We start from the raw sequence: 11,110 nt of genomic DNA, 5'->3' as shown, positions 1-11,110 counted from the left end.
AGTCAATTCTTACTTTCACTCTCAAACTCCTTTCGGAATCGGATGGCAAAGGTAATACTTATTTCCAAACTCGCAAATTTATTTTTAAATAAATTTTAGCGATATATAAGTTCCTATGTCAACTACAATACTACTCGTCTTTCGTATTGAGGTTGCAAATATACGTACCCTTTTTCCGCTTTTCCAAACATACTTTACATTTATTTTACATTCTTTCCTTAAGTCACTGGTACAATGGAAAATATTTTTTGAAATGTTTAGATATGAGAACTGAGATATTAGATTTTTGACGAGAAAAGCTCTTTTTATAGCACAAAATTATAACGAGATAGATTTCTCGACAAGCTCGAAAGGACAGGAAAATTAAACTTGTTAATTACTCAAGAATACCTTTTAAACTCATAAAATGATTAGACGTTTTGCTTTTCTTTTGTTCAAGAAAAGCAAAATGGATACTTTTGAAGGAACTATTCGGGAGGAATTGTCTCAAAGCGAAAATGGTTTATTCAAAAAAATAAATAAATTTTTAATTTTGTTTAACATGTAAAATAGATTTACATTCATACTATATATAATATGCGCGATGATTTCGAAAGAAAAAGAATATTTTGAGATAATAAATAACATTTACCTAAAAGTAATTGAAGAAGAGAATTTGGGAGAAACAGCTAACTATATACCTGAATTATCTAAAATAGACGGTGAGAAATTTGGAGTTTCTTTATTGTTTACGGATCAACTTCAGTTTGGATTTGGTGATTGTGAAGAAAAATTCTCGATTCAAAGTATTTCAAAAGTGTTGCTTTTGGCTTTAGTTTATAGAGAAATTGGCGAGAAAATTTGGGAGAGAGTTGATGTAGAACCTTCGGGAACGCCTTTTAATTCATTGTTGCAATTAGAAACTGACAAAGGAATTCCTAGAAATCCATTTATTAATTCGGGCGCTTTAGTGGTTTGCGACATCTTAATTGATATTTGCGATAATCCGAAAGCATATTTTTTAAATTTTATCAAAAAGGTTTCTGGTAATTATTCTATTCAATATTCTGATAAAATTGCAAAAAGTGAGTTTTCTACCGCTTATCGTAATACAGCTTTGACAAATTTTATAAAATCGTTGGGCAACATTCATAATTCTCCAGAAGATGTTCTGGATTTGTATGTTTATATCTGCTCGATTGAAATGTCGTGTATGGAGTTGAGTAAAACTTTTTCTTTTTTGGCTAATAAAGGAAAAAACTTATTTGATGATTATCAAGTTTTAAACATTAGTCAAACAAAACGAATCAACGCTATTATGCAAACTTGCGGTTTCTATGATGAATCTGGTGAATTTGCTTTTCGTGTTGGATTACCTGGAAAAAGTGGTGTTGGCGGAGGAATTGTTGCAATTATGCCCAAATATTACATTGTTTCAGTTTGGAGTCCTAAATTAAACTTAAAAGGAAACTCCTACCGAGGAATGAAATTTCTGGAAGAATTTACAACCGCAACAGAGGATTCTATTTTTTAGAATTGATAATCTCCATCACTTTATTCACCGTTTCTTCTAAATTCATGTTCGAATTATCAACTTCTATTGCATCATCTGCTTTACGAAGTGGTGAATATTCGCGATGAGAATCGATATAATCTCTTTCGTTCACATTTTTTAGAACCTCATCTAATGGAATATTTTTCCCTTGTTGTTGATATTCTAAAAAGCGACGTTGCGCACGAACTTCTGGTGAAGCTGTAACAAAAATTTTGATATCTGCATTTGGAAAAACTGTTGTCCCAATATCGCGACCATCCATCACAATACCTCCTTTTTCTCCCATTTGCTGTTGAAGCGCTACACAATAATCGCGAACAGCAGGAATCTCAGAAATTGGACTAACCATTTTAGAAACTTCCATCGTACGAATATCAGCTTCTACATTTTCACCATTCAAAAAGCTAAGATTCTTTTGAGTTATAAGATCTTGTTTAAATTCTATCTTAATGTCAGATAAATTGATTATTAATGCTTGCTCATCAATTTTATTATCGACAATATACTGATGTTGAAATGCATACAAAGTCACAGCGCGATACATTGCGCCACTGTCAATATGTGTATAACCAAGATTTCTTGCAATAATTTTTGACATCGAACTTTTTCCTGTAGAAGAATATCCGTCGATTGCAATAATTAAATTTTCTTTCATCTATATAGAATTGAAGACAAAGATAAGATTTTATAGTTGTTTGAAAAGTTTTTATAACCAAGGATTACTTCTCCAATAATCTCGACCTTGAATAATTCGGTCTAAATTGAGAATCAAACCAAAGTGATTAGAACCTCCAGATTTGTGGTAATTCGCATGACTAAACTCGAATCGAAAAGCATTTATACGGATTCCAAAACCATACGTTAAACCAGATAAAGAGCGAATTCCTTCGGCTGCTAATTCATTTCCACGTTTGAAATTATAACCTAAACGCATATTAAAATCTGATTCTGGAAATAATTCTGCTCCAACCGAAAGGTGATCAATCATTTTTCTTCCAGCAGAAACTTCTTGTCCGTTTTTATTATAAGGTTGGGAAATATCAAACTTCTGTAAATCGTGCAAAGAAAACGTAAATTCTAACGGAACATGTTCTAATCGATGAGAAATTCCCAAATTAACTTGCGTTGGCATGTCTTCTTTTTTGCCATTATACGTTTGAATTTGTTGACCGATATTGCGCACAACCAACGAAACATTGATATTTTTATCGAAATCGTGGTACGAAAGACCTATATCTCCAGCAATTGCCGAGGATTTATATGATTCTATTGTAGAATTAATGTATTTTAAATTTGCTCCTACTGTCCAATAATCGCCCAAAACACGTGCATAACCAACTGTAATTGCGGCATCATTTGCTTTGAAATTCCCTGTCACATTTCCATTTTCGTCAGTTCCAATTAATTTTCCGTAATCAACATATTGACCATGAACAGAAATAAAGTTTTCTTTATCGGTTTCATAAACCGTCGAAAATGTTCCAAAATCTACATCCGCAATATAATTGACGTAATTGATTCCGAATTGACCATGCATTTCTCGATTCATCAAGGCTGGATTCCATAAAGCAGAATTGGGATCAGCATCCCAAGAAGTTGCTGCATTTCCTCCCAAAGCCGCTTGACGTGGAGAAGTTGTAATGTTCAAAAACTCGTAAACACGCGTTCCATCTTGCGCAAAAATCGAAGTCGATAGCGCGATAAACAATAATGTACTTAGCTTTTTAAACATTTAGCAAAAATAAAGATTTTGTAGAATAACGAAAACAGAATGATTTTGGTATGTATGAAACAAAATTTTAGGCTTTCTGAAAAAAAGCTTAACTTCAATTTACCTAAAAAACACTTTATGGAATTTTTAATTGCCATTATTATATTCGTATTGATTGTGATTTTGTTTAATAAAGTTTCGCAACTAAAAAAACAACTTGATTATCAAGAAACTAAGCTAAAATATTTGCAAGAGCAATTGGATGCGAAAGAAATTAAAACTGAATCAAAACCAATTGTTGAGCAACCAAAAATAGTTGAAGAGAAAAAAATTGAACCTCAACCAGAAGTTGTTTCCTATCATAAAGTTGAAATGCCAAAAGGTATTTTTGACAAAATTCCACCAAAACAAACAACTGAAATCAGTTTTGATAAAAATCTCAACAGCGCAATTGCATTTATCAAAGACAATTTCTTGACGATTTTCGGAATTGTAACCTTAGTTCTAGGAATTGCTTACTTCGTAAAATATGCAATTGATCAAAATTGGATTAACGAAACTTTTCGCGTGATGATTGGAATTGGAGTTGGTTTAGGAATTATTGGAATTGCTCATTTTATTCGGAAAAATTTTGAAATCTTTTCTTCCATTTTAATTGGTGGCGGATTAACCGTTTTATATTTCACCTTAACCATTGCCTTCCGAGAATATCATTTACTTTCTCAAAATACCACTTTTGGGTTATTAACAATTGTGACTATTTTTTCTATCGTGATGGCAATGTTATATAATCGACAAGTTTTAGCCATTTTTTCGATTATTGGTGGTTTTATCGCTCCATTGATGATTAGTACAGGCGAAAGCAATTTTGTATTTCTGTTTGGTTATTTAACGATTCTAAACTTGAGTATGCTGTACATGGCTTGGCGAAAAGATTGGCAAGTTATTTCGTTTATCGCATTTGGCTTTACCTTTATATATAGTATCGCATGGATCGACAATTCTAAAATCTCAACGCAATATCTTTTCTTTGGCTTGCTTTACGTTATTTTCACTATTACAAGTTTAATTAACTACGTCAAAAAAGGAGAATTTTCGGTTTGGAATTGCCTTTTACTAATTTTCAATACCATTTTATCAACCGTTTTAATTTCTTCAGTTTATTATTTTATTGTTGGAAATAACAATGGTTTAATAGCTTTCTTATTTGGATTGATAACCGCTTTCGGTGCATTATACATCTACAAAACACCTAAAAATAATTTATTACAAAATACCTTAATCGGTTTGAGCATTGCGCTTATCACAACTGCGGTTGCCTTACAATTTAAAGCAAATGTCGTTTCGATTTGTTTCGCGATTGAATCAACCTTGTTACTGTTTTTTTGGAAAAAAAGTAAAGAAAACATTTTCAAAATCTTTTTCATTGCGATGTTTCCATTTTTATTGATTGCTTTATGCGCTAGTTGGTTTGATTATATCGATACTAAAAAACATTTAGCCGTAATTTTTAACCATGTTTTTATCACAAGTTTTATTGCATTGATTTGTTCTATTGCAAATATATATTTGATGAAAGATTTCAAAACCGAAGAACAATTTTTAGGTTTTAAGCTCAATCATTCCAAATTTATCTTCATATCAACATCACTTTTATTGATGTACACAGGAATTTTGTTCGAATTAATTTATCAGATCGAACCTTATTTCAACTTTATGATGATTGTAAGTTATGTATTGATTTATACATTATTCTTTATTGCTTTTATTTTAACGCTACGCGAAAAACTAAATTTAGGAAATACCTTGCAATTTGTTTTACAAATTTCTGCGGCTTTTTGCATTCTATTTTTACCAATGTTTGCCGAAATTCCATTATTACCAAACAAAACAAATTATAACATCGGTAGTTATTTTCTTTATTTGAGTTATCTCATTCCAACCGCTTATATTATTTATTTAGTTGTGAAAAGTAGCGATTTCCAAAGCTCCAAAGCAAAACAAATCATCAGCATGCTTGTCTTGGTTTATGTGATTAGTTTCGAGAAATACAATGGTTTTATGTTGATAACACTTGACGAAAGCTCTTCTAATTTCTCGCATCAAGCCGATATTTTCCGAATGATATTATTACCAATTATTTGGGCAGTTTTAGGATTTGTATTGATTTATTTCGGATTAAGAAAACAATTGAAAGGTTTTCCTATTGTTGGAATTATATTATTTGGATTGATTATTCTAAAATTATATTTCGTAGATGTTTGGGAAATGAGCAATATTTTCAGAATAATATCTTTTATTGTTTTAGGAATTTTAATCTTATTAACTTCTTTTATGTATCAAAAACTAAAAAATTTGATGGTTAATTTGATGGAAAAACCGAGCGAAAACAAAGAAGCTGAACAATAATGTTCAACTTCTTTGTTAATTATTTCTTCTCAATGCTTCAGCAATGACACGCATATCATCCGAAGAAGGTAACTCGAAAATTTCTAAATGGAAATATGGAACAACCGCAATAATATGATCGAAAATATCAGCCATAATCACTTCATATTCGTTCCAAACCGTTGTATTTGTAAACATAAATAACTCAATTGGCAAACCGTGTTCGGTTGGTTGAAGTTGCCGAACCTCGAACATCAAATCTGTTCTAATTTTTGGACTATTATAGGTATATGTCTTGATATATTGTCGAAAAAGACCAATATTTGTCATTCGTCTTCCATTCGCCAAAATCGTTGGATCAACTTTATTCGATACATTATATTGATTGATTTCATTCGTTCTATCCACAATAAAATCGTGTAACATGCGGATTTTTTTTAATTCTTCAATTTCTTCTTCTGTCAAAAATCGAATCGAATTCATTTTAATATTTATCGAACGTTTAATGCGGCGTCCACCAGCATTTTGCATACCGCGATAATTACGAAACGAATCTGAAACCAAGGCATACGTCGGAATTGTTGTAATTGTTTTATCAAAATTCTGAACTTTTACCGTTCCTAAATTAATCTCGGTAACATTTCCGTCTGCGCCATATTTTGTCATTTCAATCCAATCTCCAACGCGCACCATATCATTCATCGAAACCTGAATACTCGCCACAAAACCTAATATTGAATCTTTAAAAACCAACATCAAAACCGCCGAAGCCGCTCCCAAAGAAACCAAAAATGTAATAGGCGATTTTCCTGTCGCAATCGAAAAAATTAGAATTCCGCAAACAAAGAAAACTAAAATATTCATCACTTGCAGATAACTATCAATTGGTTTATCCGAAAAAGATTTATTACCTCGAAGAAAATCCCTGAACGTTTTAAAAATTGCATTAAACAACAATCCAACAGCAATTACCAATGCAATATCTGTAATTTGCATCGCAATTTTGATCCAATTAGGAAATCCTTTGAAGATAAGTGGGATCGCTTCTTTGGCGACAATTACAGGAACAATATGTGTTGCGAATTGTAAAACCCTGTTCTTGATTAATAAATCGTCAATCTTTGTTTTACTTTTTGCAATAAAGTTTGTTAAAACAAGTAATAGCACTTTTCGCAATAAAAAATCGATCGCATACAATATAATAACTAACAAAATTGATAGAACAATTGTTGTCATTATTGTGGTAGAATAACTCGAAAGTCCCAATTTGGCAATCATTTCGAGCATTGAGCGATACACATCGCTTTGAATATTTTCGTCTAAAAGTTCCATCTGAATAAAAACTAATACAACAAAAATAAGTTTATCCTTTTCATAATTTACAACAACTGATAAATTACATTGAAATTTGTTGGTTTCTTAATTTATCTTGGTTCAAAACAATGAAAAGATTATATTTGTTAGATTAATCTAACTTAATTATTAAAATTAATGTTTTCAAATCCGTTAATATTTGCTTTTAGTTTAACCTTTCTTGCCGGAATTAGCACTGGAATAGGAAGTATTTTATGTTTATTATACAAAAAATTCAATCCAAAATTCTTAGGCGTAATGTTGGGAATTTCTGCTGGTGTAATGCTTTATGTCTCTTTTGTAGAAATTTTAACAAAAGCTAAATTATCATTATCAAGTGTTTTTGGAGAAAAATTAGGTTACACTTATACATTATTGGGATTTTTTGCAGGAATTTTAATCATTATTTTAATCGATAAAATATTGCCTCATCATCATTGCGATGAAAATAAAACAGAGACAAACGATCAGAAATTATTGCGTTTGGGTTTGTTTTCTGCTTTAGCTTTATCAATTCATAATTTCCCTGAAGGATTAGCAACTTTTTTGTCAGCATTAGAAAATCCAACTTACGGAATTTCTATAGCTTCAGCTATTGCTATTCATAATATTCCAGAAGGAATCGCCGTTGCTATACCAATCTATTACGCTACAAAGAATAGAAAAAAAGCATTTCTATATTCCTTTTTATCAGGATTAACAGAACCTATTGGCGCATTAATTGGCTATTTTGTATTGTTACAATTTTTTGATGAATCAATTTTCGGAGCAATCTTCGCAAGTGTCGCAGGTATGATGGTTTATATTTCGATTAATGAATTAATTCCGACCGCAAACGAATACGCTGGAAAAAAATTATCAACTTACGGAATTGTAATCGGAATGTTTGTAATGGCTGTTAGTCTTTTACTTTTTATGTAAAAACAAAAAAACTTCCCAATGAGAGAAGTTTTTGTATGAATTAATATTTAAAATTTTAAGTTGCCTGAGGTAATTCTCTCGTTAACCAACCACTTCTTCCTGCTGTTACAATGGCATAAGGCGTAATCCAAAAAAGCGTGAACATATAGAAAATACTGTAAACGTATGCTAATAAAGCTTCTTTAAAATTGTATTTTTTTGCATAAAAAATCATCTGAATACTTGAAAAAACTAAAACGCCAGACAATGTACTTGTGATGAATAAAATTGGATGTGTTGCGACAAAAAAGATTAAAATTAAAAATAATGGAATTGCCATGATTAATTTTATCCATTGCATCATCAGAATTATACGAGTTCCTACTGTAGAACCTTCTCTAAAGTTGGTGAAAGCAAATTTTGTCATCATAATATTCTCACGAACATTACTTCTCTCCCAACGAATAAACATTTTGTATAAATTCTTATAACGCTCTGGAGTATTGGTATAAACCATTGCATTTTTCTGAAAATAGACATGTTTACCTTGTTTCAAAATCATATTTGTCAAAGCTCTATCCTCCCCGATTGTACTTGGTTGCCCTAAAAAAGATTGATTTATCCATTCTTCCAAACAATTATGTACAACATCTTTTCTGTAAGCTGCTAAAGCTCCAGGTGTACAAAACACAGAACCTAACACACTTTGAGCAGATCGCACAAACTCGAAACTAAATGTAAAACTAACACTCAACATTTTTGGAATCAAACCTTTTTCTTTATTCAATACACGAACATTGCCAGCGACAGCACCACAATTTTCATTCACTACAAAAGGGCTTAACAAGTTTCTAAGCGTAGATTCATCTACAATAGAATCACTATCAACCGTCACAAAAACTTCCCCTTTTCCAATTTTGAATCCTTTATATAATGCATGACGTTTTCCCATATTTTTTGGCTGTTGAAAAAGTGTAACGCGATCTCCTAATACTTTCTTCGCTTCAAGAAGCCATTTCCATGTATCATCTTTACTCCCATCGTCAACGGCTAAGATCTGTAATTTTTCGGATGGATAATTACTATCAGCTAAACTTAACAAAGTATCATATACTAATTTTCCTTCATTATACGCCGGAACAATAATGGTACAAGTTGGTAAATCTACATCAGCAACATTTTTGACCGGTTTATATTTTATGAATAAATAGCCTAAATAAAAAAGAAAAGAAGTTTTAAGAATAAGAAGTGCCAATCCAAGGCTATAAATAATAACACCCCACCAGGTAGATAATTTAGTGCTATGCCATTGTAGAAATTCACTTTTATAAATAAACAAAAAAAGAATAGAAGTTAGCATAATCACAAAAGTTGTAGCAATTACTAGATAATCTTTCTTTGTAAGACAGTTTTTAGAAATTCTCTCTATGAATTTATTTCTTAAAGACTTTTTTTCATGTTCATCCGATCGAATAACCTTTAACACTGTTTTAGGCTCCGTGGTGGATAACAAAATCGTGTTTGCCAGATTTTTTTTTGAATCTATATTAGTCATCTGAGTAATTTTAAGTTTTAATTAAAAAGTGAATAAAATGACAACTACTATGCCACCTAACGTTAATATAAAACTCAAGAAGTTAAATCTTTATTAAAAATAAAACACTTATAAACGACTGATTATTAATAAAATTTCAATATGTATTATACTTAAAAATTAGGCGTATAGTACGTTACATTTTAATCTGATTTCTTAATAAAAACAAAAAAACTTCCCGAAAAGAGAAGTAATTTTGAGAAATGATATAAATTAACACATGAGGATTTTGTTACTGCAAATGTATGCAGCAAATTAAATTCAAAGCTTAACAGAATATCAATAGATTGTTAAGCAAAGATTAAATAAAAAGATGATGAAAAATATACTTTTACTTTTTTGCTTTACTATTATTTATAGTTGTTCCTCATCTTCAGATTTTCATAATATAAATGATCACATTGAAGATGGAAAATATTGCGCAAATGTCAAGGTTAAAACGAATAAGTCAACAAAGACATATCGAGTAACTATAACAACGAAAAATAATTATCTGCATAAAATTGATTGGCCAAATGGTGGTTGGCTGGATAATACGCATTACAAACTTCCTGAATTTTATGAAAACGAAGTTACTTTTATAGATGATAGAGCCCGAAAATTTGAAGTAAAAATTATACAAAAAGGAGAATGTAAATAAAAAAAGCTCGAAACTAATGTTTCGAGCTTTTGCTTAGTACTCGGAGTGGGAATCGAACCCACACTCCAAAGGAACACGAGTTTGAGTCGTGCGCGTCTACCAATTCCGCCATCCGAGCCTTTATGGACTGCAAATATAATGTTAGTTTATTTATTTTTCCAACTATTTTTTAAACTTTTTACAGAATTATTTCTAACGTATCGTAAGCCAAATGTTTACCTTCTGGTAATTTTTCCTCTACTTCATCATGAAATCCCAAATGATGCGAAATATGTGTAAAATATGTCTGCTTTGCACCTATCAAATCCGAGTATCGTATGGCTTCATCTAATAATATATGCGAAAAATGTTCTTGTTCTACTCGTAGCGCACTAATGATTAAAACTTCTACTCCACGTAATTTCTCAAGCGATTCTGTCGGAATTGTTTTTACATCTGTCAAATAAGCAATTTTATCATCAATCAAATAACCCAAAATAGGCAAAGGTCCATGCAAAACTTTTATTGGTTCAATCGTAAATCCAACAACCAAAAATTTTTCATCTTCCACAACATTCTCTATCACCGTTGGCACTCCAGGATATTTATGTTCAGCAAACATATATGGAAATCGATTATGTAATTCATCCAACACTCGTTTCAAACCATAGACATTCATATCTTCTCCAGATTTGAAAACCAACGGGCGAATATCATCCAATCCTAAAACATGGTCATTATGCTCGTGTGTATACAGGATTCCGTCCAATCTATGCGCATTATAACGTAACATTTGTTGTCTAAAATCTGGTCCACTATCTATCGTAATAATCTTTCCATCCTTTTCTAACAACAAAGAAGAACGCAAACGTTTATCTTTTTGATTTGTTGACAAACATACCGGATGATCGCTACCAATAATCGGAATTCCTTGTGAAGTCCCTGTTCCTAAAAAATGTATTTTTATATTTGATTTAGCCATAATGATTTGGTAAATTTACCACAAACTAT

General features: G+C 31.2%; 9 protein-coding genes and 1 tRNA gene. 4 read left to right on the top strand and 6 right to left on the bottom strand.

Annotated elements, in window-relative coordinates:
* Positions 1-583 precede the first annotated feature (583 nt).
* Positions 584-1,513 carry a glutaminase gene (locus B3I31_RS06950; RefSeq protein ID WP_291060071.1) on the top strand — a complete coding sequence of 310 codons (930 nt, stop codon included), beginning with the start codon at positions 584-586 and terminating at the stop codon, positions 1,511-1,513.
* Here B3I31_RS06950 and cmk read toward each other — a convergent pair.
* Positions 1,503-2,189, bottom strand: coding sequence for a (d)CMP kinase (gene cmk / locus B3I31_RS06945; RefSeq protein WP_291060069.1), 687 nt, complete (start codon positions 2,187-2,189; stop codon positions 1,503-1,505). The genes B3I31_RS06950 and cmk overlap by 11 nt on opposite strands.
* A gap of 51 nt (positions 2,190-2,240) precedes the next feature.
* Positions 2,241-3,266 carry a type IX secretion system protein PorQ gene (gene porQ / locus B3I31_RS06940; protein ID WP_291071098.1) on the bottom strand — a complete coding sequence of 342 codons (1,026 nt, stop codon included), beginning with the start codon at positions 3,264-3,266 and terminating at the stop codon, positions 2,241-2,243.
* A gap of 117 nt (positions 3,267-3,383) precedes the next feature.
* Between porQ and B3I31_RS06935 the strand changes: the two genes are divergently transcribed.
* Positions 3,384-5,654 (top strand): DUF2339 domain-containing protein, encoded by a 2,271-nt coding sequence (locus B3I31_RS06935; RefSeq protein WP_291071100.1) that lies wholly within the window; start codon positions 3,384-3,386, stop codon positions 5,652-5,654.
* A 15-nt stretch (positions 5,655-5,669) separates the two neighbouring features.
* On the opposite strand, the gene B3I31_RS06930 is transcribed toward B3I31_RS06935, so the two are convergent.
* Positions 5,670-6,965, bottom strand: coding sequence for a mechanosensitive ion channel family protein (locus B3I31_RS06930; protein ID WP_291046380.1), 1,296 nt, complete (start codon positions 6,963-6,965; stop codon positions 5,670-5,672).
* A gap of 159 nt (positions 6,966-7,124) precedes the next feature.
* On the opposite strand from B3I31_RS06930, the gene zupT reads away from it, so the two are divergent.
* Positions 7,125-7,907, top strand: coding sequence for a zinc transporter ZupT (gene zupT, locus B3I31_RS06925; protein ID WP_221856744.1), 783 nt, complete (start codon positions 7,125-7,127; stop codon positions 7,905-7,907).
* 55 nt (positions 7,908-7,962) lie between these two features.
* Here zupT and B3I31_RS06920 read toward each other — a convergent pair whose 3' ends face one another.
* On the bottom strand, positions 7,963-9,441 hold the full coding sequence (locus B3I31_RS06920; protein ID WP_286496152.1) for a glycosyltransferase: 1,479 nt from the start codon (positions 9,439-9,441) through the stop codon (positions 7,963-7,965).
* A gap of 355 nt (positions 9,442-9,796) precedes the next feature.
* Here B3I31_RS06920 and B3I31_RS06915 point away from each other — a divergent pair, with 355 nt between their 5' ends.
* A complete protein-coding gene (locus B3I31_RS06915; RefSeq protein WP_219034235.1) occupies positions 9,797-10,120 on the top strand; it encodes a hypothetical protein in 324 nt (107 codons plus the stop codon).
* A 37-nt stretch (positions 10,121-10,157) separates the two neighbouring features.
* On the opposite strand, the gene B3I31_RS06910 is transcribed toward B3I31_RS06915, so the two are convergent.
* Positions 10,158-10,238: transfer RNA gene (locus tag B3I31_RS06910), tRNA-Leu, on the bottom strand.
* Between the two features lie 60 nt (positions 10,239-10,298).
* Positions 10,299-11,081 (bottom strand): MBL fold metallo-hydrolase, encoded by a 783-nt coding sequence (locus tag B3I31_RS06905; RefSeq protein ID WP_291046347.1) that lies wholly within the window; start codon positions 11,079-11,081, stop codon positions 10,299-10,301.
* Positions 11,082-11,110 lie beyond the last annotated feature (29 nt).

This window comes from Empedobacter sp. UBA3475 (genome assembly GCF_002378465.1).
Classification (GTDB): Bacteria; Bacteroidota; Bacteroidia; order Flavobacteriales; family Weeksellaceae; genus Empedobacter; species Empedobacter falsenii_B.
Note: the sequence above shows the minus strand (reverse complement) of the source record. Positions and strands in the feature narration are given on the sequence as shown.